The sequence below is a fragment of the Aequorivita marina genome (assembly GCF_031631895.2).
In the GTDB taxonomy this organism is placed as follows: Bacteria; Bacteroidota; Bacteroidia; order Flavobacteriales; family Flavobacteriaceae; genus Aequorivita; species Aequorivita marina.
In genome coordinates this window covers 16628-39927 of sequence record NZ_JAVMBW020000011.1, presented here as the reverse complement: position 1 = coordinate 39927, position 23300 = coordinate 16628, and the positions used below count along the sequence as shown (strand labels likewise).

20 protein-coding genes are annotated in these 23300 nt (G+C 37.6%); 1 reads left to right on the top strand and 19 read right to left on the bottom strand.

The features are described from left to right. Positions 1-9 precede the first annotated feature (9 nt). The 16 genes from rfbA to QPK98_RS11625 form a co-directional block, all read right to left on the bottom strand. Positions 10-888 (bottom strand): glucose-1-phosphate thymidylyltransferase RfbA, encoded by an 879-nt coding sequence (gene rfbA / locus QPK98_RS11700; protein ID WP_310993575.1) that lies wholly within the window; start codon positions 886-888, stop codon positions 10-12. Positions 889-1150: 262 nt separating this feature from the next. Then, positions 1151-1525, bottom strand: coding sequence for a four helix bundle protein (locus QPK98_RS11695; RefSeq protein WP_310993574.1), 375 nt, complete (start codon positions 1523-1525; stop codon positions 1151-1153). Between the two features lie 127 nt (positions 1526-1652). After that, positions 1653-2696, bottom strand: coding sequence for a dTDP-glucose 4,6-dehydratase (rfbB, locus tag QPK98_RS11690; protein WP_310993573.1), 1044 nt, complete (start codon positions 2694-2696; stop codon positions 1653-1655). A 677-nt stretch (positions 2697-3373) separates the two neighbouring features. Further along, the gene (locus QPK98_RS11685) at positions 3374-4630 is read right to left on the bottom strand and encodes a sulfate adenylyltransferase subunit 1 (RefSeq protein WP_310993572.1); all 1257 of its coding nucleotides are present in this window, start codon (positions 4628-4630) and stop codon (positions 3374-3376) included. Positions 4631-4659: 29 nt separating this feature from the next. Beyond that, positions 4660-4803 carry a GxxExxY protein gene (locus QPK98_RS11680; protein ID WP_310993570.1) on the bottom strand — a complete coding sequence of 48 codons (144 nt, stop codon included), beginning with the start codon at positions 4801-4803 and terminating at the stop codon, positions 4660-4662. A gap of 159 nt (positions 4804-4962) precedes the next feature. After that, positions 4963-5133 carry a GxxExxY protein gene (locus QPK98_RS11675; protein WP_310993568.1) on the bottom strand — a complete coding sequence of 57 codons (171 nt, stop codon included), beginning with the start codon at positions 5131-5133 and terminating at the stop codon, positions 4963-4965. Between the two features lie 76 nt (positions 5134-5209). Then, entirely contained in the window at positions 5210-6115 is a 906-nt protein-coding gene (gene cysD / locus QPK98_RS11670; protein ID WP_310993567.1) for a sulfate adenylyltransferase subunit CysD, read from the bottom strand. Next, a complete protein-coding gene (gene cysC / locus QPK98_RS11665; RefSeq protein WP_310993566.1) occupies positions 6112-6720 on the bottom strand; it encodes an adenylyl-sulfate kinase in 609 nt (202 codons plus the stop codon). Before cysC ends, cysD begins: the two co-directional genes overlap by 4 nt. A 10-nt stretch (positions 6721-6730) precedes the next feature. Beyond that, positions 6731-8515: an SLC13 family permease gene (locus QPK98_RS11660; protein WP_310993565.1), complete on the bottom strand. Its 1785-nt coding sequence runs from the start codon at positions 8513-8515 to the stop codon at positions 6731-6733. A gap of 45 nt (positions 8516-8560) precedes the next feature. Continuing rightward, positions 8561-9352 (bottom strand): 3'(2'),5'-bisphosphate nucleotidase CysQ, encoded by a 792-nt coding sequence (cysQ, locus tag QPK98_RS11655; protein ID WP_310993564.1) that lies wholly within the window; start codon positions 9350-9352, stop codon positions 8561-8563. Positions 9353-9407: 55 nt separating this feature from the next. After that, positions 9408-11204 (bottom strand): ABC transporter ATP-binding protein, encoded by a 1797-nt coding sequence (locus tag QPK98_RS11650; protein ID WP_310993563.1) that lies wholly within the window; start codon positions 11202-11204, stop codon positions 9408-9410. A 255-nt stretch (positions 11205-11459) separates the two neighbouring features. Then, positions 11460-13256 carry an ABC transporter ATP-binding protein gene (locus QPK98_RS11645; RefSeq protein ID WP_310993562.1) on the bottom strand — a complete coding sequence of 599 codons (1797 nt, stop codon included), beginning with the start codon at positions 13254-13256 and terminating at the stop codon, positions 11460-11462. Between the two features lie 43 nt (positions 13257-13299). After that, complete coding sequence (locus QPK98_RS11640) at positions 13300-14310, bottom strand: glycosyltransferase family 2 protein (protein WP_310993560.1); 1011 nt, start codon at positions 14308-14310, stop codon at positions 13300-13302. Then, positions 14307-15533: a WbqC family protein gene (locus QPK98_RS11635; RefSeq protein WP_310993558.1), complete on the bottom strand. Its 1227-nt coding sequence runs from the start codon at positions 15531-15533 to the stop codon at positions 14307-14309. The genes QPK98_RS11640 and QPK98_RS11635 overlap by 4 nt, the downstream gene beginning before the upstream one ends. Further along, positions 15530-16834 carry a polysaccharide pyruvyl transferase family protein gene (locus QPK98_RS11630; protein WP_310993557.1) on the bottom strand — a complete coding sequence of 435 codons (1305 nt, stop codon included), beginning with the start codon at positions 16832-16834 and terminating at the stop codon, positions 15530-15532. Before QPK98_RS11630 ends, QPK98_RS11635 begins: the two co-directional genes overlap by 4 nt. Before the next feature lie 51 nt (positions 16835-16885). Then, positions 16886-17542 (bottom strand): PglD-related sugar-binding protein, encoded by a 657-nt coding sequence (locus tag QPK98_RS11625; protein WP_310993556.1) that lies wholly within the window; start codon positions 17540-17542, stop codon positions 16886-16888. A 607-nt stretch (positions 17543-18149) separates the two neighbouring features. Here QPK98_RS11625 and lplA point away from each other — a divergent pair. Continuing rightward, a complete protein-coding gene (gene lplA / locus QPK98_RS11620) occupies positions 18150-19154 on the top strand; it encodes a lipoate--protein ligase (protein WP_310993555.1) in 1005 nt (334 codons plus the stop codon). 155 nt (positions 19155-19309) lie between these two features. On the opposite strand, the gene azu is transcribed toward lplA, so the two are convergent. The 3 genes from azu to QPK98_RS11605 all read right to left on the bottom strand — a co-directional run bounded on the left by azu (position 19310) and on the right by QPK98_RS11605 (position 23205). Further along, positions 19310-19849: an azurin gene (gene azu / locus QPK98_RS11615; RefSeq protein ID WP_310993553.1), complete on the bottom strand. Its 540-nt coding sequence runs from the start codon at positions 19847-19849 to the stop codon at positions 19310-19312. Positions 19850-20064: 215 nt separating this feature from the next. Then, complete coding sequence (locus tag QPK98_RS11610; RefSeq protein ID WP_310993551.1) at positions 20065-22443, bottom strand: GumC family protein; 2379 nt, start codon at positions 22441-22443, stop codon at positions 20065-20067. A 3-nt stretch (positions 22444-22446) separates the two neighbouring features. Beyond that, positions 22447-23205, bottom strand: a complete 759-nt coding sequence (locus QPK98_RS11605; protein ID WP_310993550.1) for a polysaccharide biosynthesis/export family protein — start codon at positions 23203-23205, stop codon at positions 22447-22449. Positions 23206-23300 lie beyond the last annotated feature (95 nt).

Here is a 23300-nt window from a genome sequence, read left to right as displayed (position 1 = left end):
CAGTGCGAATTACGCGTATTGATTTATTATATTTTTCAAATAGTTATAATAATCACCTTTTTTACCTTGAATGTTTTCTTTTAATTGGTAATCAGAAATCCATTTATATCGCAAAGCAATTTCTTCTAAGCAGGCAATTTTTAATCCGGTTCTTTTTTCTACGGCTTTTACAAATTCGGTAGCTTCGGTCAAGGCTTCGTGTGTACCTGTATCTAGCCAAGCAAAGCCACGACTTAAAATTTGAAGTTTGAGGCTTTCTTGCTCTAAATAAGCTTGGTTTACTGAGGTAATTTCTAATTCGCCTCGGTGCGATGGTTTTACATTTTTAGCTATTTCTATTACCGAATTAGGGTAAAAATATAAACCAACCACCGCATAATTTGACTTTGGGTGCTCTGGTTTTTCTTCTATACTGATAACGTTTTTCTCTTTATCAAACTCTGCCACGCCATACCGCTCTGGATCGTTAACATAATTACCAAAGACAACAGCCTTACCTTCCTTTTTAACAGTGGTCACCGTTTCTTTTAGTATATTTTGTAAGCCAGCACCGTAAAATATATTATCGCCAAGGACTAAACAAACGTCATCATCGCCAATAAACTCTTCGCCCAAAATAAATGCCTGCGCCAAACCATCTGGGCTTGGTTGTTCTTTATAACTTAAAGCTATACCAAGTTGATCGCCATTACCTAAAAGTTGTTTAAAGTTAGGCAAATCGTGCGGTGTAGATATAATCAATATTTCTTTGATACCTGCTAACATTAAAACCGATAGTGGGTAATAAATCATGGGTTTGTCGTAGATTGGCAAAAGTTGCTTACTAACGGCAAGCGTCAATGGGTGGAGTCGAGTACCGGAACCGCCGGCTAGTATTATTCCTTTCATGGTAATGCTAATTAATGCGAATGTTTGCGAATATTTGCGAATTATTACAAATTGACGCAAATTACGCGAATTAGAACGAATTACGCGAATTGGTTTTGTTTAATATTCTCTTATATGTCAATGAGGGATGAAGGGGCGATGGGGCGATGGGGCGAAGGGGCGAACTGGCGACTTGGCGATGGGGCGACTTGGCGACTTGGCGATGGGGCGAACTGGCGACTTGGCGATGGGGCGAAGGGGCGAACTGGCGACTTGGGTGGGTTTATAGTGTCCATTTACCGGGATTGTTTATCATGTTAACAACAATTGAAATAATGTGGTCGTATTGGTCGTCTAAGCTTTTGTGGTCTTCTTGTTGTATATAGTCACAGGCTAGCGCATAGTCCAACCAATTCTGGGTTTCGGCGGCCTCACCCTCCACATCGGATAATTTAGCTATAAAGGCCTTCGGATAGCGTCTTTTGCGCCAAGCCTCAGCCAAATTAGCAGAAACTGATCGTGACGAACGCCTTATTTGGCTAGTTAACGAATACCTTTCTTCCTTTGGAAAAGCCTTCGACAAATGAAAAATAGCCATTCCTCCTTTAAAAGATAGCTGATACACCTTTAAATCTCTATGTGAATGTATTTTTTCCATTTTTTATATTTTTATACTTCAAGTCTCACCATTCGCCAGTCGCCTTTTTTCGCCTCACCGCCAAGTCGCCACTTCTCGCCATGTCGCCCATTTTCGCCAAGTCGCCACTTCTCGCCCCCTCGCCTCTTCACTCCGCATAATGTTCCTTGTAATACTTTTGATAATCGCCAGATGTCACTGCTTTCAGCCAATCTTCATGCTTCAGATACCAATCGATAGTTTTTGAAAGTCCTTCCTGAAATTGAAGGCTTGGTTTCCAATTTAGTTCTTTTTCAATTTTACTGGCATCAATTGCGTACCGTACATCGTGGCCTGCACGATCTTTTACAAAAGTGATTAATTTTTTGGATGTTCCAGCTGGCCTATCTAACTTTTCATCCATTAATGTACACAACAGGTGAATTAAGTTAAGATTAGTCCATTCGTTATGTCCGCCAATATTATAGGTTTCTCCTGTTTTTCCTTTAAAGTAAATGTCTTCAATTGCTCTAGCATGGTCTTCTACCCATAACCAGTCCCGAACATTAGAACCATCGCCGTAAACAGGAATAGCTTTCTGGTTTTTAATGTTGTTTATAGCCAGCGGAATCAATTTCTCAGGAAATTGATACGAACCGTAGTTATTGGAGCAATTTGATATTACAACGTCCAAATTATAGGTATCCTGATAGGCACGTACAAAATGATCTGAACTTGCTTTTGAAGCCGAATACGGTGAATGTGGCTCATATTTGGTTTCTTCGGTAAACAGGCCCTCTTCTCCCAGCTCTCCATAAACTTCATCGGTAGAAACGTGATAGAATCTAAAGTTTGACACACTTGTGTTTCTTGCAGCATTAAGAAGGTTTACGGTACCTACAACATTGGTCATTACAAATTCCAAAGGATTACTAATTGATCGATCTACATGCGATTCGGCCGCGAGGTGAATGATACCATCTGGCTGATGGGCTTCAAATAGCTGGTTTACAAAATTGGCATCTACAATATCGCCTTTGATAAACTGATAGTTTTCGGCAGTTTCAACATCTTCTAGGTTGGTAAGATTACCAGCATAGGTTAATTTATCTACATTTATAATATTGTTTTCTGGATGGTTGTTTACAAAACGACGTACTACATGGGTTCCAATAAAACCTGCGCCTCCCGTAATAATAATTGTTTTTTTCATTAAGTTCAATTCTCTTTAGTCTAATTGTTTCCTTTATCCCGACTTGTGAAATCCCGTTAAACAGAACTTGAAACTACTTAGGGATTTAATTCATGTTATTTTTAGTTTCACAGGACAAGTAAGATTTGAGGCTTTTTCCTAAAAACATTTTACCATAATGGGTTTTTAAATAAATTTACTTCCTTCTGCAGCCCTTATATATTAACAGTCACCTTAAACAAGGTGTTTTTTTCCAAATGAACTAGAAATGACCTAGAATTATTAGTACTATGTTGAATATAGATGGTAGATTAATTTTTGTATTAATAAAAATATGTCTAACTGTTAAAATTGAATCATGTAAATATAATTGTTCATTTTTTTTCATTGCCAAAAAAAACGAACCAAAAAAAGGCTAGGCTGAGCAAAACTTTACTAAAAATTTCCCTCGTTGCGGCGCAAACTAAAGGCTCACATTTATTAGTTCAAAAAAGTTAATATTTTAATATCGCTAAGATTAAAATTATCTGAGCGGCTAGCGCTAGTTTGCTTAACCCTCCACTCACCTCATTTTTTTCGTAAACTTTTCCTAGGCCAAAACAGCACTTATAAAATTTTGGTCTTTGAAAAAATTACACACTTGAAACAACATAGAGCCGAACTATTACACCTAAATTTAATTTTTCTACTGCAACAGATTAAACAATCATCCCTGCTGCAATGGTTTCTTTTGTGTTTTCATCTATTAAAACAAGGCTTCCGGTATGGCGGTTGTCTAGATAAGGGTCGGTCATTAAGGCCTGACTGGCACGTATGCTTACACGGGCAATATCGTTCATCTTTAGGCTTTGGTCGTCGGTAATACGGTCGTAGGTGTTGATATCAATTTTATAAACCACGTTTTTGATCATTGCCACCTGTTCATTGCTGGTATGGCGCAAGGTGTATTTGGTGCGGGCCTGAGCCGGTCTATCATTGAGCCAGCAGAGCATAACATCGAATTCCTGTTTAGGTTCGGGCTGGTTAGTGGTTTTTACAATCATATCGCCACGGCTAATATCAACATCGTCTTCCAAGGTCATTGCGATAGACATTGGAGCATAGGCTTCCTGCATATCTTCCTCGTCCCGGTTAATAGATTTAATTTTTGAAGTAAACCCCGAAGGCAAAACAGTTACGGCATCCCCTACCCTATAGATTCCACTGGCAATACGGCCAGCATAGCCGCGGTAATCTTCAAAGCCTTTGCGTTGCGGGCGTAAAACGGTCTGTACCGGAAAACGGGCGTCAATTTTATTAATATCGCTACTAATGTGTAAGGTTTCCAGCTCGTGAAGCAAAGGTGCCCCCTGAAACCAATCCATATTATTAGAACGGTTAACCACATTATCGCCATCTAGCGCACTGATTGGAATAAACCGAATGTCCTTAATATTAAGTTTTGAAGCTACTTTTTCAAATTGCTTTAAGATGTCGTTATAAACCTCCTCTTTATATTCCACCAAGTCCATTTTGTTAACACAAACCAAGAGGTGCGGAATATTGAGCAACGAAGCAATAAAGGCATGGCGTTTGGTTTGCTCTATTACACCGTTTCGGGCATCAATCAAGATAACGGCAGCATTTGCAGTAGATGCTCCAGTAACCATATTGCGGGTATATTCAATATGCCCAGGGGTATCGGCAATGATAAACTTTCGCTTTGGGGTATTAAAATAGCGGTAGGCAACATCAATGGTGATGCCTTGTTCGCGTTCATCGCGCAGGCCGTCAGTAAACATGGCCAAATCTACTTGGTCATGGCCTTTTTTCTTACTGGTTTTTTCGATGGATTCAAATTGATCTTCAAAAATAGATTTTGAATCGTAAAGCAGGCGCCCAATAAGGGTGCTTTTGCCATCATCGACACTGCCACAAGTTGTGAAACGTAAAAGTTGATTGTTGTTTATTTCCATGAGTTAAAAGTTATGCGAATCGTCACGAATTACTGCGAATTTTTGTGCGAATGCTTTGTTTTTATAATTCTTTTATATTCGAGGGAAGGCTTTCCGAAATTTACAAGCATGCCTAATTCTTTATTTGTTGCCAGTAAGTAATTGTTTAATTGTTTGTAAAAGGCTTTAGGCATCAAATGAAAAACATGAACCGTATTTTTATTTGCCCCAACCCTAAAGGGTGTAAAAACACTCTAATATTGAGAATAAGCCGCCCTTTAGGGCTGGGGTAAGGCTTATTCGGATTCTAATTAAACCATTTTATTTTTTTCTGACTAATTATGAATATAAATTTAATTTCTTATGTTTTTAAAAAGTGTTTTTTGAGTTGTGAATTCTTTTTCCAAAACTTCTTGATAAACCGACTCTAAAAACTCGGCTCCCATACTGCGGTGTACCTTCATACAAATTCCTATTATATTATAGGTTTCAGCTTCAAATAATAATTTGTTCTTATCGGTCATCTTAATCGGTGTCAATCCGCGTTAATCCGTGCTAATTCGTGTAAATTCGTGCTAATCTGCGTTAATTCGTGTTTCTTTAAAAGTATCCTTGTTTTTTTCGATCTTCCATTGCGGTTTCTGAACGTTTGTCGTCTGAACGATTGCCACGCTCGGTTTTACGCATAGTGGCGACTTCCTCAGTTATTTTCTGCAAGGTGTCTGCTTCGCTTTCAATACCGCCCGTAATTGTAATATCGCCCAAAGTTCGGAAGCGTATTTTCTTGGTTACAACTTCTTCTCCGTCCTCCAGCTTAAGATGTTCTGAATTGGGTAGCCATGTATCGTTTCGCCATACTACTTCGCGTTCATGGGCAAAGTATAGGGAGGGTAAATCTATTTGTTCGCGGGTTAGGTAGTTCCAGACGTCCATTTCGGTAAAATTACTGATAGGGAACGCCCTAAAATGTTCGCCTTCAAAATATTTTCCATTAAGGAGATTCCACAACTCGGGACGTTGATTTTTTGGATCCCATTGGCCAAAATCATCACGGTGTGAGAAGAAGCGTTCCTTAGCGCGTGCCTTTTCTTCATCACGTCGTGCTCCACCTATTGCACAATCTACATTATGCTCTTCAATTGCATCGAGTAAGGTAGTAATCTGTAGGGCGTTCCTGGTAGCGTTTTTTCCACGTTCCTCTGCAACACGCCCGTCATTAATAGACTTTTGAACAGAACCAACCAGCAATTCAACATCTAGTTTTTTTACTAGTTCATCGCGAAAAGATATGGTTTCTGGGAAATTATGACCGGTATCTACATGCAATAAAGGAAAAGGTATTTTATTGGGATAGAAAGCTTTTTTAGCCAAATGGGTCACCAAGGCTGAATCTTTTCCCCCTGAAAACATAATTACGGGGTTTTCAAATTGGGCATATACTTCGCGAAGAATATAAATTGCTTCGGCCTCCAATTCGTCTAAATAATTTAAATAATATGAATTCATAGCTGGTTTATTTTTTGAACCTCTAATAAAAATTTAAGCACTTGGGTTGCACTTTCCGCTACATTTTGATTTTCCGTACGGATAACCAAATCTGGATTTTCCGGCGGCTCATAAGGAGCAGATAAGCCTGTAAAATTACTAATTTCTCCCGACCTTGCCTTTTTATATAAGCCTTTAACATCTCTGCGTTCACATTCTTCTAAAGAAGTGGCTATATAAATTTCCACAAAATTATTATTTCCAATGATATCTCGTACCATTTCGCGGTCTTTATTTAAAGGTGATACAAAAGCACTCAACACGATAAGCCCTGAATCTGTCATAAGCTTTGCAACCTCAGCAATTCTACGCAGGTTTTCATAGCGGTCTTCTTCGGTAAAGCCCAAGTCTTTATTAAGGCCCGAACGTACGTTGTCGCCATCTAGAATATAGGTGTGCATGCCCTGTTCCATCAGTAATTGCTCCAGACGGCTGGCAAGGGTTGATTTTCCCGAGCCTGATAATCCCGTAAACCAGATCACCTTGGATTGATGGCCGTGAAGTTTATTACGGTCATCTTGAGTAATAACGTGATCGTGGGGGATGATGTGTAGTTTCTCTTTCATGATTATAATTTTAATAATACAACAGAATAAAAGCCAATGCCAAAATAGAATAAATTAGTGTGAATGGGCTTCCTATTTTGATAAAGTCTTTGAGTTTATATCCGCCAGGGCCAAGAACCATCGTGTTAGTTTGATAGCTGAAGGGGGAATGGAATGACGCCGATGCCGCAAAAGCAATAGCCAGAAAAAGGGCGGTACTATTTACATCTGGTAATTGAAGCGCCAAGGCATAACCAATGGGAAAAACGATAGAAACGGCAGCTACATGGGTTACAAAAGTAGTAAGGAGCAAGGTGATTATATAAACTCCTATTATTACCCCCGCAGGCCCCAAGGGTTGAAAAAACAGCATTAGGTTATCGGCCAATAATTGGGCAGCTCCCGATTGAATCAAGGCAGTACTAAAAGCTAATGAAGATATTAAAATGACTAATAAATCAATATCGAGCTCCTGTTTAATCTGACCAATACTCAGCAGTTTTGTAGCAACCATAAAAGCCATAAGTAATAAAAGTGCAAAAAACAGGGACCAAACCCCAAAGGAAATCCCCGCAATTAAAGCAATTAATACGACTACAAATCCTTTTTTTGCCAAGGAATGGGCTTTATTTCTTTTTTGATGGGTAGAAACCAAGTAAAGGCTTTTACGGTTTTCCATTTGATGCTGAAAGGTTTCTCCGGGGGAAATCAGCAATAAATCTCCTGCCTGTAAGGGAAGCTCTCCAATTTTTCCGTTTAAGCGTTCCCCTTTTCTGTGAACAGCAAGTACCGCTGCATCATAGTTTTCTCGAAACTCTAAATCTTTTAGACTTTTGCCTACCAATTCACTATTAAAAGGAATGACGGTTTCAATAATGTTTAAGCGGTCTAATTTTTCATTTTTATCAATACCCAAGGGTGGGGTGAAATCCTGTTTTCGCTCCAGGAGTTCCATAATATTATCTGTATCTCCCGCAAATACCAGAGCATCGCCTTTTTGAATAACCTCCTGCGGACTCACTGGCGAAATACTTCTACCCTCCCTAATAATTTCAAAGAGGTAAACTCCCTTTAGATTTCTTAAGTCAGCTTGGTTTACAGATTGACCTATTATTGAAGAATTGGTTACAATGCGCACTTCAACCAGATATTCTCGTGGTTGTCGCTCAACCTCTTTTAAGAGATCTATACGGTTGGGCAAGTGTTTGTAGCCCCAAAAATATAGGAACAAAATACCACCAATACTCACAAATAACCCCGGAAGCAGGTAATCTAAAATGCCCGGAGGAGTTTCATTTTTAGCTTCAATTAGGCCTTTTAGAACCAAGTTGGTAGAAGTACCTATAACCGTCATCATCCCCCCTGCAATAGCAGCGAAACTAAGGGGTATTAATAATTTGGAAGGGGAAACCTTGTTTTTTCTAGACCATTGATATACGTAGGGCAAAAACAAAGCGACGATTGGAGTGTTGTTCAATACTGCCGAAGCGCCCGCCACCGTGGTGGTCATCCGAAGCATAAAATTTTTACCATTCTTAGCTTTCGCAAAAAGCCGATCTAACCAGCCAATTAAATTAAAATGTGTTTTTATTCCTGTGGTGATAAAAATTAATAGGAAAACACTGAGGATTGATTCATTAGCCAAGGCCTCTAATAAATCGGCAGTATCGATGATGCCCACCAATAAGAAAATCAAGACGGCCGTAAAAAACAAAAAGGCAGGTCTAACTCGTTCTAAAAATAAAAAAACAATTAACACCAAGGTGACGCCGCAGACAATTATTTGCTGGATTGGTAATGCGAAGCTCAAGGCCATGGTTTATAATTTGTTTAATTTAGTAAAGCATCACTTAATTCTGTTTTACCGAGTTACAATAAAATAAGGGTTTAACAAGTTTTCTTTGTTGTATTTCAGTTCCTTGCGAGTTTCAAAATGTAAAACTTTGCAACCAGCGTATTTCGCAACGGCATGGGCTGCTGCAGTATCCCATTCCATAGTAGGCGCCAACCTAGGGTACACATGGGCGCTTCCTTCGGCTACCATGCAAAGCTTTAGCGAACTACCCCGACTCACCAATTCAACATCGCCATATTCTGTACGACATTTTTCGATAAATTCTTCTGTTTCTTCAGATAAGTGTGAGCGCGAAGCGACAACAGTATATGGTTTTGTCTTGGTTTGTGTTTCTAGTTTTGTAGCTTGACCTATCAAAGTGTCTATATCTGTATGTAGGGGGTCATCCTTTAAGGTAATGCTAAAGCTTCCTATATCATCTGAAGCAAAATACAGTTTATGGTTTACGGGCCAAAAAACAACCCCTAATACAGGTACTCCGTTTTCTATCAAGGCAATGTTCACTGTGAATTCTCCGTTTTTCTTTACGAATTCCTTTGTGCCGTCCAAGGGGTCAACAATCCAACATGAGTTCCATGTTGCACGTTCCTCGTATGGCATGTTTTTAATTTCTTCACTAATAACCGGTATTCCTGTTGGTTTAAGGGAATCCAGAATAACCTGATTCGCCTCCTGATCGGCTTTAGTCAGAGGAGATTGATCGGCTTTAAGCTCAACTTGGAAGTCTTGCCGATAAATTTCCATGATTTTTTTTCCTGCCAACAATCCGGCTTGAAGTGCTATTTTTAAGTTGTTCATGGTTATTCTATATTTTTAGCTACTTATTAAGTAGTAACTCTATCTATTGTATCGTTTATAATTCCTGAAGCTCTACCATTTTTTTAAACCGCTCCTGTTTTTGGACTAGGCCTTCAAAATTATCCACGTCCAAAATTTTACCCTTATCCATAAAGACAATACGGTCGGCCTTACGAATGGTAGAAAGACGGTGGGCAACAGCCAAGATAGTATATTCACCTTTTAAGGCATCAATACTTTTTTGAATTGTTTTTTCAGTTTCAGAGTCTAAGGCCGAAGTTGCTTCATCCAGAATCAGGATGTCAATTTCCTTAAATAGTTCGCGAGCAATAGAGATCCTTTGTTTCTGTCCGCCACTCAAGTTAATTCCGTTATTACCAAGCTGGGTGTTTTTTCCTTCCGGCAACTCATCAAGAAAAACATGGAGTGCGGCTTGTTTTACACTTCGCTCAAAACGTTTTAGATTCTCAGGGGTTGGTGGCGCCCAAAAAGTTACATTATTGTAAATGGTGTCGTTAAAGACCACTGGATCTTGGCTTACGTAACCAATTCGCTTTTGATAAGTCTCTTTATTTAGTTCTCTTAGCGGAGTACCATCAATTAATATGTGACCTTCGCTTTCTGGCAAAAGACCTGCGATTAGGTTAATTAAAGTCGTTTTTCCACTTCCACTTTCGCCAACAAAGGCTACGCTTTCATTGTGCTTAACCTCAAGGTTAATATTTTTTAGTATTTGCTCTTTTCCATACGAAAAACTAACATCTGATATATTAATACTCTTTTTAAAGCTCTTAATAGCAGTTTTCCCAACTTTTTCCTTTCCAGCCTCTAAGTGTTTTTGAAAGTCTTGCATATTTTCAATGGATCCAGAAACCGCCATATATGAATTCCAATGACCTTGCAATGCCATTAAAGCGCTAAGTGCTCTATAAAAGAACAATAAACTTATTAAAATTACGCCAATATTACCACCAAAGAAAGTGGCTTGAATAAAAATTACAATTGCAATAATAAAAACCAGCATAGGTTCGCGTGCAGAAGTAGCAATTGCATTTAAAGAACCAATACGTCTAAGGGATTTTTCAATATTAAAAATGGTTTCGTTAAGCTTCCCACCGTAAGTATTTACCATACCAGTGGCTTTTAAATACTTAAAATGCCCTACATGCTGTATGACCTGACCTTGAAACGCAGAGTTGTAACGCGTAAGTTCCCGAGATGCGCCCTTTGTGCGTTTATAAATAAAGTTATATAGCAAATTAGTCAAGACTCCACCAATACTAACCAAGATAGCGAATTGGGCATCCGCCATAAAGGCAAAACCAATGTAAACAAGTACCATAACAGCTTGCTGAAAAGTACGGAAATAATTGGCAAAGGCGGAGGCAACTCTACTTACTTCACCTGTCATGGTGTTTTGAATACGCCCGACATCTGATAATATAAAGCGTTTAAAATCCAGTCGATTTAAAAGGTTTAGAAGGTTTAATCTAATTTTACGATTAAAACTCTGTAATAAGATAACAAGGTAAATACTGCGTAAGTAAGTGGCGACTCCTTTTAAGGAAAAAAATACAATCATAATAACTAACACCCCTATTAATGTCATCGGAATACCTAACCCCTGTATTACCTTTACAAATATTCCCAACTGCCCCATTTCATCTGGATTTGCCATCCCCCCATCCTCTACTATTTGCAGTAAAGGGATAAACATAGTTAAGCCCAACCCATCAAGAAAACTTACACCAACGCTCAGAATAAAAGCAATAAATATCTTACCCCGAAGGTATCGGTAGAAAAAGGAAAAATCCTTAAAATATTTTTTGACTAAATTTTTCAGTTTTTGCATGTGGTTTTGTGGGTGTTATTTATGCTTTTTAAATAGGTCGCGAAATTATACATTTTTGATAAGATAATCTATGCTTCGCAGATAAATAGACCAATTAAGGTTTGATTTAACTTCAGTCGAGTTTGACATTTACGACGCGATACGACGTACGACCTACGACTAATACCTAAAAACATAATAACCTGATAATGAAATCAATTTCGTCAAGCCCATTACAAGACACCAATTATAGACCAGTTCAAATTTTCATAAATTTTACAACTCCTGCAATTCTACCATTCTTCTAAACCTATCTTGTTTTTGGATTAAGTTATTAAACGAATCAACATCTATAATCGCCCCTTTGTCCATAAATACAATTCTATCGGTATTGCGAATTGTGGAAAGACGGTGTGCTACAATTAGTATGGTATATTTTCCTTGTAGCGCTTCAATACTGCTCTGGATTGCGTTTTCGGTTTCAGAATCTAAGGCCGAAGTAGCCTCATCTAAAATAAGAACATCGATATCTTTATAGAGTTCCCTAGCAATAGAAACTCTTTGTCGTTGTCCGCCACTTAAGTTTATTCCGTTATTTCCTAAAATCGCATTTTCACCTCCTTCGAGTTCATCCATAAACTCCTTTAATGAAGCCTTGCGAATACTCTCCTCGAAAAGACGTTGGTTTTCTGGTGTCTTTGGCGCCCAAAATGTTACATTATTAAAGAGGGTGTCATCAAAAATAACAGGATCCTGGCTTACATAACCAATGCGTTTTTGGTATGACTTAGATTGAAATTCGTTTAAAGCTACACCTTCTACCTTAATGCTTCCGCTATCGGGATTTAGCAGGCCAGTAATTAAACTAATTAGCGTGGTTTTACCACTCCCACTTTCACCTACAAAAGCTAAGCTTTCATTTTTTGAAATTTGAAGGTCTATGTTTTTTAAGATTGGTTTTGTACCATAAGCAAAATTAAGATCCTCGATAGCAATGCCCGAAGTAAATTTCTTAAAAGGACGTGTGCCATCTTTAAACTCATGTTGCTCTAGTAATACGCTAAACGATTCAATATTTTCTAAGGACCCCGAGACCTTTAAAAAAGTGTTCCACTGGGCTTGTAGGCCAATTAAGGAGGTGAGCGCTCTATAGAAAAACAGCAAACTAACCATGGCTGTACTCAAGGTGCCGCCAAAAAAATAAAACTGCACCCACATAACAATTGCCAATACAACAATTACCGCCGGTTCTACAACGGCACCACCAATACTGGATAACATCCCCAATCGTTTTCGTGAGGCTTCAATGGAAACAATAGTTTCCTCAAGCTTTTTAGTGAACTTATCAATCATTCCGGTAGAACGCAAGTATTTAAAGTGCGCTACATGCTGAATAATCTGCCCCTGAAAAACGTGGTTTTGATTGGTTAAGCCTCTAGATGCCTTCCGAGTACGCGAATAGACCATTCTAAATAAAAAGTGTGAAATAACGCCAAAGATAATTACCAAGAGTGCGAAGCCAGGGTTAATAAGAAAGGCAAAGCCAAGATAAACCAAAGCCATCAACGCGTTTCTAAGGGTGCCAAAATATGTGGTAAAGGCATTGGAAACCCGATCTACCTCGCCACTTAAGGTGTTTTGGATGCGACCTGAATCGGTTAACATAAACTGTTTAAAGCTAATTTGGTTGAGTCCCTTTAAAAGATACATCCGCATTTTTCTGATAAACGCCTGTTGCAAAACAATAAAGTAGATATTGGCAAAGTATTTTACCACACCCTTTATTATAAAAAAGGCCAACATAACCAAGATAATCTTAGTTAAGCTGAGACTGATACCCAAATTTTGAAGGCCTTCTACTAAAAAACCTAACTTCCCCATACTAGAAGCATCTATCCCGCCTTCTTGGTTAAGAACTTGCAATAAAGGCAAGAACATCGATAAACCCAAAGCATCCAGAACACTGATTAAGACGCTTAGTAGCAAAATCAAAAACACCTTGTTTCGGAGGTGGGCATAGAAAAAAGAAAACCCCGATGTGTATTCTTTAAAAATTCCTTTGGACTTGCTCATACTATTAATATTGGTAGGCTAAACACCTATTCGGTAAAGCTAATTAGGCTTTTTTAGATGGAGAAAGCAACCTAAAAACCTTCGCTTTTATCAGTTTTAACTGTAAAGGTATTAAGCTTTTTTGCAGTTTTTGTTGCTCCTCTTTTGTATTGATTAAGGACTTTATTTCTTTGTAGAGATCCCTGATTCCGACATTTTTATTTTTTAATGCTAACGTTTTAATTTTTCGCGTAGGCATTAGCCCCGAAATCCTTAAATTGAGAACCTTATAAGAAATATCTAAATACTTTTTCTTAACAAATTCATTATTATCCCTTTCATAAATTTCTTTAAAGATATAATAATGCGCCAACAATAAGTCTTGAGGCCTTCTTCCACTGTAAACACCACCTCCATGCCGGTTATAACCTGCTAATACAGCTTTGCTATAATAAGCATCTTTCGTTCTTAACAGATGATAAAAAAGGTGGACATCAAATGAAAATTCATAGCTCTCCATAATATCAGCTTGATCTGGCAGGTCCCGAAATAAAACGGTAGAGGGCCGTATAAACCAGCCTTTTATCAAAGCTTCCAAATTAAAGCTAAAGCCTTTCTCATCTTCTTTTTCTGTAGCTGCCAGTCCCGATTTAATCACCGGGGTTTCTACTCCATTTTCAACCAGATTATAGCCGCCGCAAACCAATGAATAATTCGGGTTGTTTTCTAAAAAACGTACTTGATTTTCAAGTTTATCAGCCCCTATCCAATAGTCATCACCATCACAAAGCGCTATAAACTTTCCTTTTGCTCTTGGATAATTAAACCGTAGGTTAATACCTCCTGCCTGTTTAGACCATTGATTTTCGGTCTGCAAGATAGGTTTAACTATATCGGGATACTTTTTTTGAAAGGTTTTAATAATGTCTTGTGTGCCATCGGTAGAGGCATCATCGTGAATTAAGATCTCAAAATTGAAGTCACATTTTTGACTTACCAAACTTTCAAGACAAGCACCAATAAACTGTTCGTGATTGTAGGTTACACAAAGTATTGAAACTAAAGGCGCTTTCATATTTGCTTAATCAGATAAGTAGATTGCAGCTCTTTCTTAAGTTCGAAAAAACCGAGTTTTTTATAGAATGCTATCAGTTTCTGGTTGGCATTTCGAACTTCGGTACGCACACTGGATATTGGAATTTTAGCTCCTTTTAAATCATCAAAAAGAACTTTAGAGAAATCTTTGGCAACTACTTCTATTTCTGGAGAAACTGTAGAATTTTGGTTTCCTAAGTAGTGTAAAAGACCAATGATCAAATCCATCCCGTGACCACGATACTTACTCTCAATACTAAAGTTAGTGATAAAAAGAAACTGTTTTTCAGGATTGTAATAACTAGCCATCAGGCCTATTAATTTATCTTCAACAAAGAACTCTAGTCGAACGGCACTATCCGCTATTTTTTGCGCGTAAGCGTCTATATCTACATAGGTGTGTAAGGCGGGTTTAAAATCTTGATCTACACGCCAAAGGTGCTCCTGAATCTGTTGTACATTTGATTTGTTGAATGAATAGGCTTTCATTGTTGGTGAAATGATCTTATACTCCTTTAAAAAAGTTTTAATCTGTTCACGGCTATTAAACATGCAGACGTCTAAAATTGAAAGCAAGGGCACAAATTCTTCTCCAAATTGCGAATAGGTTATAGCCTCAGTCTTATAAAAAATTAGCTTTATTTGTTCTTTAGCAAAATCTTCTGCGTTATAAAGCTCTTTTCCTCCAGCTGAATTTATATAATGCGTGGCATGCAATGCTTTACAAACCCCAATAACCTTGTCTTGAGCCTTTAGTTGATTAATTTCCTTTCCTATTTTCGAAAACACCTTAATGGGGGTTTGAATTTCTAAGTATTCCTTTATTGTTTCTACACTATAAAGAATGTAGTTAAACAAATTAAAGTCTCTATAAGAAATAATTTTTTCTACAATGGGAAAGAAGGTTTCAAAGTGAGGTGCCTTTTTATAGTTAGCCTCGATTTTCCGTAGGAGCTTATCGCCCTTTTGCTTGAAATCGTCAATCAGGTAACGCTGATCTACATCTAAAAAGTCTGAATCTTTTTTAACAGGAAGGGTGAAATAGACACCTTTCCCGTTTTGAAGCATACGATTCCGTCTAATCCAACTGGCCTTAGAAAATTCAATATTATCATAGATAACAAACTCATCTACCATAGCTATCAGTTGAAAGTAACCGATGTACGGCAAGAAGTAAGGTTGCATGATTCCTATTTTCTTCATTTCAAAATTTCTTTTAAAAGCTCAAAGTTCTGTTTAGATTTTTCTTTAACAATTGGAATTTGCTTATCAAGTTTTTCTTTTATGGATTTAAGGTTTAGGATGCAATCGGTAATTTTATTATAAATATCTTCGGTTTTATTAGGGTTAGCTACATATTCCAACATTTCAGCTTCTTTCGCAAAACCTTTTAATTTATGGGCTTCTGGGCCATTGCCGTAATCTATAATTACTGTTGGCACCCCCTGGCTCAAACCGGCTACCGCACCGTGGATTCTACCGCTGATTAACATGTCAAAATTTCCGATTATGGCTTTTGTTGTCCAGGGATCATATACATCATTCAGCGCAAAAATTCTATTTTCATAGCCTTTTCTTATTAATATATCCTCCAATTGTTTGATGTTTTCGTAATCTCGGCCTTGAAGTAGGCGAAAAGGTTCCTCCCCCGGATTGAATCCATTGGAATGGGACATTAAACAAAGTTTCAATTTCTTATTCTCATCGAGAAACTTTATCAATGGGGTTACCAAAAAATCGTAGTCTGAGTCTGATCGCTTCGTTGTATCAAAAGCTTGGGTTGGGAAATTCCATCCGCAGAGAATAAGACCTACCACCAAGTCCGATTCCTTTCCGTCTAGCAAAGGATGAATATCAGCGGGATTAAAATCTTTCTTAGCCTCAAACAAAAAAGATGGGCAACTTAAATCTTTAAGTTTGTCTAGATTAAAACCGTATTCTTCTAACACGTTTCTACTATAGCTTTCCCTGTTGGTTACAAGATCGAAGTTTTTAAAAACCTCTTTTGCAAAGTCAAGATTTTTCCCTGGGCTAAATGGTCCTGGAGAACCAGCCATCATAACGGTTTTCTTTCCTAATAATTGGGCTGTACGGTCTTTATATAGCCCAACCAAGAAACGGTTTTCACCCAAAAAATCTGCGTTATCGCCCCAGATATCACCGCTAAAGTCAATTATCAGATCGGCCTCCAGAACTGCATCCATAAAAGGAGTTGTTTCTGGAAGCGGTTTCCCATTATTAAAATTTAATGCGAGCCTATATTCCTTTTGAGCCACGGGCAAATCTTGTTCATTAAAGCCATAATACCATTCCATGGGAACGACTTCAATATTCTCATCACTACAAAAACGTTTAGACAACTGTAGGGTAGTTTTTATTTTGGCCTGTGGAAAAGTGCGGTGCAACATTCTAATGGCGGGTTCTACAATATAGTAGTTCCCAATATTACCGAACTCTACCCTTCCCCAATGCACTGTAGATTGACCGAATATAAAGATTTTCAAATCTGGATTTTTAATTGATTAAAGCAATACTCTTAACACTAAAATTAAGGATTATAATAGTTTTAACCTCGAAGAATCAAACGTTTGTTTTCGGGTAGACTGATTTGAGTAAACCGAAGCTGGAGCAGTATTTTTAGATATAACACATCCCAAGCCCACCACGGTATGTTTACCAAGGGTAATATTTGGGCCTATAGTAGAGCCCAACCCAATAAAAACATTTTTCTCCAAATTTATATTCCCTGCCATGATGCTACCAGAGACAAAAGCATTGTCGTTTATTTTACAATGATGCCCAATTTGCGAGGCTATAATAATTACATTATTGCCAATTTCAACAAATCTTGAAATTTGGGAAGCGTAATCTAAATATACATTCTCCCCCACAATAAGGTCTTCTGATTTATAAGGGGTAGGACAAATACAGTTTACAAGGCTATATCCTCTTTTTTTAGCATCATTAAACATGTTTTCCCTGGAACGATTAACGTGTTGCGGCCCTATGGCTATAAACATCTTAAATTGATCTGGTGGATACACTTCTTTAAGTTCCTCGTATGGCACAACTGGAAGTCCGTTTAATTCAGTTTTATCCAAATATTCTTCCTTTACCGTAAATGCCACCACATCGTGTAGGTTATACGCCTTCATTTCGTACGCTATCACCTCGGCGTGGTGCCCAGTTCCATATATTACAACTTTCTCCATAGTATTCAGTATGCTTGCTAATCAGATTGATTAAGAGCTATTTTGTATAAACTCCAATCAAAACTCTAAATTTTAAATAAACAAAGTCGCTGACAGTTGCATTAAACCATCAATTATTTAAAACAACTTGTTTATATTACTCGAGTTGCGTTATACTGGGGATAGCGCGTAAACAAAATTGCGAAAACTGAATTCCTTTCCCTAGGCAGCATCCCTAGCTATCAAAATTCAATTGCCGTATATTCATTCGTGGCAACTCAAAGTCTTTGAAAAATCTAATTTAAAATAAGACATTACAGCTTAATTAAACCAATTTTTTTTAACAAATATTAACAAAGTGTAAATTTGAGAATTTCTGACGTAATAACCACCAAGTTTTAAGAACATTTTTTTAAAAGTATAAGTTTAAGTGAGATTGAATGGTTAGTACGACTCAAATTTCTGAGGAATAATTATCGGTTTATAGTTAAATTTGAAAACGGTTTTCTAAATACTGAAATCCTAGGTACTTCGCTTTAATTTTCAACTAAAAAACGCCTAGGTTTCTTTCTTGGTTTCTTCCTTCCCGTCCAACATTTATTTATCTTTGTACCAAACCAAACAGACTATGATTTTTATAGAAAACGAAGGCAACACCAACCCGAAGTTAAACTTGGCCCTAGAAGAATATGCACTGCGGAATTTTAGTGCAGAAAACGACTATTTATTGTTCTATATCAATGAACCTTCAATTATAATAGGTCGTAACCAAAATACTCTGGAGGAAATTAACCAGAACTATATTGAAGAGAATAACATTCATATAGTACGGCGTATTTCGGGCGGTGGAGCGGTTTATCATGATTTTGGAAATCTAAACTTTAGCTTTATCACCAATCACGATGTAAAAAGCCTAAACAACTTTAAAAAATTTACCGCACCGGTAATTAAGGTTTTAAATAGCCTAGGTCTAAATGCCGAGTTAAAAGGCCGAAATGACATCCAGGTTGAAGAGAAGAAAATTTCAGGAACGGCCCAGTTTTCTACGGGAAAAAGAATGGTTAGCCATGGCACCTTATTACTGGATACCGATTTAGGCGAAGTTGCAAATGCCCTGAACGTTAAAATGAGCAAGATCCAGTCCAAGGGTCATAAATCTGTGCGCAGCAGAGTAGCTAATATTTCTGAGTTTTTAAAAAAACAACTCACTATTGAAGAGTTTCGCCAGTTGTTGCTCGAAGGACTTTATGAGGAAAGCGAAGCCTTTGAATCATATCATCTAAGCCCAGAAGAATGGGAGGCAGTTCATCAATTAAAGGAAGAAAAGTACGACACGTGGGAGTGGAACTATGGTCGTTCTCCAAAGTTTAACATCCAGCGCAATAAGCGATTCCCCGTTGGAGAAATTGACCTGCGAATTTTTGTTGAAAAAGGCCATATAAAGGAATTTAAGGTCTTTGGAGATTTCTTCGGAAAAGAACCCGTAGAAAAATTGGAAAACTTACTTACAGGGACGCAGTATGAAAAAAACAATATCTCAGAATTACTAAAAGATATCAATGTTAAAGAATACTTTGGTGATATTCAGAAAGAGGAATTTATTGACTTAATCTATGGGGAAGATGAGGTTTAGTTAGGCCTCTTTGCTCCCAGAGCGAGGAAGGGTTAACTGTATCTTGTTTAAAGTTGAAAATAGCACCACGGACTAAAAACAATTACCGTGGGAGTTGATAACAAAAAAGCCGCAATTTTTATTGCGGCTTTTTTTAACTTTTTATATAGTTGAAGTTATTCAACTATAAACTTTCCTTGCATCAAGGCATAGTGCCCAGGGAAGGTACACATAAATGTATAAGTTCCTGGTGCTGGAGCCTCAAACTCGATGGTATCGCTTTCGCCTCCACCAAGCATTTTGGTGTGAACTATAAATTTATCGGTCATATCAGCTGGAATATAATCGTTATCAGCCGCAGTGGCAGCAGCTTGACCAACAGTGGCTATATCTGCATCTTGTGTAAGTAAAGCCCAATTATGCCCCATTACTGCCTTTTTCATTTTCCCTACGTGTTTTAAAGTAAGTTTAACTTTTTGACCTGCTTTTACACGAATTTCACTTTTATTAAACTTCATCTGGTCATTCCCTTCAATGGTTACAACCGCTACATCAGAAGCAGTGTCAGAATCTGTTGAAGTATTGGATTCCGTAGGAGTAGATTTTTCTTCTACTTTCGGCGTACCGATCTTCATACTAGACTTCTCTTCCTTTTTCTTGTTATCGCCACAACTAATTGCAAGAGCGGCCATAAATACTAATACTAACTTTTTCATTATATATAGAATTTAGATTGATTTTAAATAGAGGACAAAATTAACGGCTATTTTTAGGATAACAAAATCTATTACCTGAAAATTGATAAAATTGTGATAATGATAACACTTGCCCACAAGAAGAAAGACTTTTTCTAGAAATGAAGTTAAGCTTCCAGGCAAATGAAATGGAGGCTAGTTTATCAGCCTCCACTATTAGTCTATTCAGGATTATACTATCCTCCAAATATATTTCGCCAAGATTTCTTTTTATTGCTACCGTAGGTGTACCCATATTTATTACCATACCCAAAGTTGGCCATGGTCACATTATTCAAGGCGAATGCTATATTTTTAAGTTTTCCGTTTTTCTTATTATCTAAAGGATAGTTAAGTAGGTTCTTTTCTGTATAGCCTGCTCTTAAGGTGTAGATTGTTACATCTGCATATTTATTAATTAATAAGGTATCTGTTACTAGCATTGCAGGAGCGGTATCTACCACTACATAGTCAAATTTTGAAGCAAGTTCCTCAAACATTTCACTGGCGCGGTCTTGCATCCACAGTTCGGCAGGGTTTGGCGGAATGGCTCCGGTAACCATCATCCAAAGATTTTTTTGATTGTTTGCCGGTTGAAGGTAGTCGTCTGTTGTACTATCTGGATAGACCAAATATTCCACGACTCCCTTATCGTTAAAATCACCTTCTATATACCGGTGTAGTTGCGGATTTCTAATATCTGCTCCAACTACAACAACACTTGCTCCACCATTTGCCAAAGTAACGGCAAGGTTAGCAGATACAAATGTTTTACCTTCTCCTTTTACCGTTGAAGTAACAAAGATAGTTTTTCCATTACTTTCATTTTCTACTTTATCCAGTACTAGATATTTTAAGTTAGTACTTAATATTCTAAAGGATTCGGCCAAGACCGAGGTATCGTTAGTTTTTACTAGAGTATGGTCTTTTTTACCAATTTCTGGAATCTCTCCGACTATTGCAACATCGCCACCGTGGCGCTCCACATAAGCTCGATTTCTAATTTTGTTATCTAATAGCTGGTTTAGGTAGATTATGAGTAATGGAATCATTAATCCAGCAAAAATTGCTCCTATAATTATAATTGATTTTTGAGGAGATATAGGTATAGATTGACTGTAGGCTGAATCCACTATCTTAGCTTTTGGCGCAGTTACAGCAAGAGTAATAGCATTTTCTTCTCGCTTTTGAAGTAAATATAGGTAAAGCGACTCTTTAATTTCCTGTTGACGACTGATGCTTCTAAAGTCTTTTTCTTTTTCAGGGATTTGATGAATTTCCGATCCAATATTTTTCCTCTGGCTGTTGATTTCTCTTAAATTAATACGCAGTGTTCTTTTAGTATTTTCCATACTTTCCAACACATTGCCTCGCACCTCACCAATCTGCTTATCCAAGCCAACAACCAAAGGGTTTTTCGTTGTACTACTTTGCAGCAGGCGATTGCGCTCCATGATAAGCTTGTTGTATTCATTTATACCCGTAGCAAAACTCTCTTTACCCACACCTAAGTTTGTAGGCAATAAATCTGTATCTGAACTATTTTTTAAATAATCCATCATTGTGTTAACCAAGGCTATCTGCGTCTCTATTTGCATCTGCTGCATATCGGCTTGGTTGGCATTTTGAAGAGAAATCTGGCTTTCTGCCTCAATACTTGTTAGACGATTTTCTTCTTTATACTCAACTTTACCAGTTTCAACGCTGTCCAGCTCTTCGGTAATTATCTCCAATCTGCCTTGAATAAAATTTGCGGTATTACGAGATATCAAGTTCCGGTCGTTCATTGAATCGGCGTTGTATTGTTCAATAAGCTCATTGAGAATTGCTCTTGCTTTTTCTGGCACAGTAGATACCATCGTGAGTTTAACAACACTACTTCTATCCGTCATGGACCTTACTTGAATTGCAGAACGAATACCTGCCGCAACCCCCTCTCGATTACTAATTGAGGCACGTACTTCAGAAAAATAACCTTTACGTTCCCCTTTTTTTAAGACTTCAACATTTGGGGTAACTAAAACGACACCCCATCCTAGATCTATCAAGTCTCCAAAATTATATAGATCACTTTTTTCCTTAATTTTAGCTTTTAATCTAAATTGTGTAGTTGAAATAGGTTGAATATATAAGGGGCCTGGAGGTCTTCTTGTTTCATCCGGAGGAGAGACCACTTTTAAATCAAAAGGTTTATTGTTAAAGATTTCAGAGTCTAATATACTTCCCTCTACAAAATATCTAACCGTAAGGTTAAGAGCATCTACCACCTTTTCACTAAGGCTCTTAGAGTTCAGGACAATTTTTTCATTCTCAAAATCGACAACATTCATCATATCCACAAGTCCCAAGTCTTTAAACGCACCTAATTCGGAAGCCGACTTGCTACCTTGGTTTTTTATTAAAATTGTAGCTGTTGCACTATAGGTAGATGGCGTATATCGCAAATAGATAAATGCAGCACTTAAGGCTATAAAAACGGCTAGTACAAACCACGGCCATCTTCTTAGGTAAGCATCAATATGCTCTCGGATTGAAGTTTCTTGTTGCTGATTGGTATTTTGTGGTAAGTCTTGCATTGTTTATTTAATAAAAACGACCACTAAAGTAGTCAATAAGGATATAATGCTCAAAATAGTTCTAGGGTCACTTACAATTCCTGCAGTTTGCACAACCTTGTTATTTGGTTCAACATATATAAGGTCGTTTTGTTGTAAATGATAATATTCACTTTCCATAATTTTGGCATCTCTCAGATCTAAATAGGCATATTCCTTTTTACCATTAGACTCTCTAAGCACCAAAATATTATCGCGTTTCCCATACATACTTAGATCCCCTGCCAATCCGATAGCTTCGGTAAGTGTAAAACGCTCTCCTTGCACAGAGTAAACTCCTGGACTATTGACTGCTCCTAGTATACTGACCTTAAAGTTTAATATATTTATAGTGACTATGGGGTCTAAAATATATTCTGAAATCTCTTCAGTAAGTTTTTCACTGAGCTCCGCCCTTGTAAGGCCAGCTGCTTTAACTCTTCCCAAAACCGGAAAATTAATAAACCCATCCACATCTGTTAAATAACCTTGATTTTGCGCCAACACTCCTCCCTTTGACTCCAAAACTAGGTTAAAAGGTTTTACCGCAGAAGGGTCATATGCAGTAACCGTAATGCTCAAGATGTCATTCGGCTTAATCTTAAAATTGTTTTGAACGCTGTCTAATTGGGCAAGTTCTTCAGGGAGATTCTGAAAATATACAACTTCCTTTGGCGAAACACAAGAAGCTACAAATTGTAGCAGCAGTGCCGCAAGAATAATTTTTATTGCAATTCGGCTCATCTAATTAAATTTGACGCAAATATAAACTATTATACCTAGTAGGAAAACACTATTGTTAAATTTTGAATGATGATGTTATTTTTATTACTTCCTAA

Excerpts from the sequence above, each read along its gene's own strand:
- QPK98_RS11680 (WP_310993570.1), bottom strand. The coding sequence starts at position 4,803 with ATGCCTAAAGCCTTTTACAAACAATTAAACAATTACTTACTGGCAACA.
- QPK98_RS11625 (WP_310993556.1), bottom strand. The coding sequence starts at position 17,542 with ATGGAGAAAGTTGTAATATATGGAACTGGGCACCACGCCGAGGTGATA.
- QPK98_RS11660 (WP_310993565.1), bottom strand. The coding sequence starts at position 8,515 with ATGGCCTTGAGCTTCGCATTACCAATCCAGCAAATAATTGTCTGCGGC.
- rfbA (WP_310993575.1), bottom strand. The coding sequence starts at position 888 with ATGAAAGGAATAATACTAGCCGGCGGTTCCGGTACTCGACTCCACCCA.
- QPK98_RS11695 (WP_310993574.1), bottom strand. The coding sequence starts at position 1,525 with ATGGAAAAAATACATTCACATAGAGATTTAAAGGTGTATCAGCTATCT.
- cysQ (WP_310993564.1), bottom strand. The coding sequence starts at position 9,352 with ATGAACAACTTAAAAATAGCACTTCAAGCCGGATTGTTGGCAGGAAAA.
- azu (WP_310993553.1), bottom strand. The coding sequence starts at position 19,849 with ATGAAAAAGTTAGTATTAGTATTTATGGCCGCTCTTGCAATTAGTTGT.
- cysD (WP_310993567.1), bottom strand. The coding sequence starts at position 6,115 with ATGAATTCATATTATTTAAATTATTTAGACGAATTGGAGGCCGAAGCA.
- QPK98_RS11635 (WP_310993558.1), bottom strand. The coding sequence starts at position 15,533 with ATGAAGAAAATAGGAATCATGCAACCTTACTTCTTGCCGTACATCGGT.
- QPK98_RS11650 (WP_310993563.1), bottom strand. The coding sequence starts at position 11,204 with ATGCAAAAACTGAAAAATTTAGTCAAAAAATATTTTAAGGATTTTTCC.
- cysC (WP_310993566.1), bottom strand. The coding sequence starts at position 6,720 with ATGAAAGAGAAACTACACATCATCCCCCACGATCACGTTATTACTCAA.
- QPK98_RS11685 (WP_310993572.1), bottom strand. The coding sequence starts at position 4,630 with ATGGAAATAAACAACAATCAACTTTTACGTTTCACAACTTGTGGCAGT.
- QPK98_RS11610 (WP_310993551.1), bottom strand. The coding sequence starts at position 22,443 with ATGCAAGACTTACCACAAAATACCAATCAGCAACAAGAAACTTCAATC.
- QPK98_RS11645 (WP_310993562.1), bottom strand. The coding sequence starts at position 13,256 with ATGAGCAAGTCCAAAGGAATTTTTAAAGAATACACATCGGGGTTTTCT.
- QPK98_RS11605 (WP_310993550.1), bottom strand. The coding sequence starts at position 23,205 with ATGAGCCGAATTGCAATAAAAATTATTCTTGCGGCACTGCTGCTACAA.
- lplA (WP_310993555.1), top strand. The coding sequence starts at position 18,150 with ATGATTTTTATAGAAAACGAAGGCAACACCAACCCGAAGTTAAACTTG.
- QPK98_RS11675 (WP_310993568.1), bottom strand. The coding sequence starts at position 5,133 with ATGACCGATAAGAACAAATTATTATTTGAAGCTGAAACCTATAATATA.
- rfbB (WP_310993573.1), bottom strand. The coding sequence starts at position 2,696 with ATGAAAAAAACAATTATTATTACGGGAGGCGCAGGTTTTATTGGAACC.
- QPK98_RS11640 (WP_310993560.1), bottom strand. The coding sequence starts at position 14,310 with ATGAAAGCGCCTTTAGTTTCAATACTTTGTGTAACCTACAATCACGAA.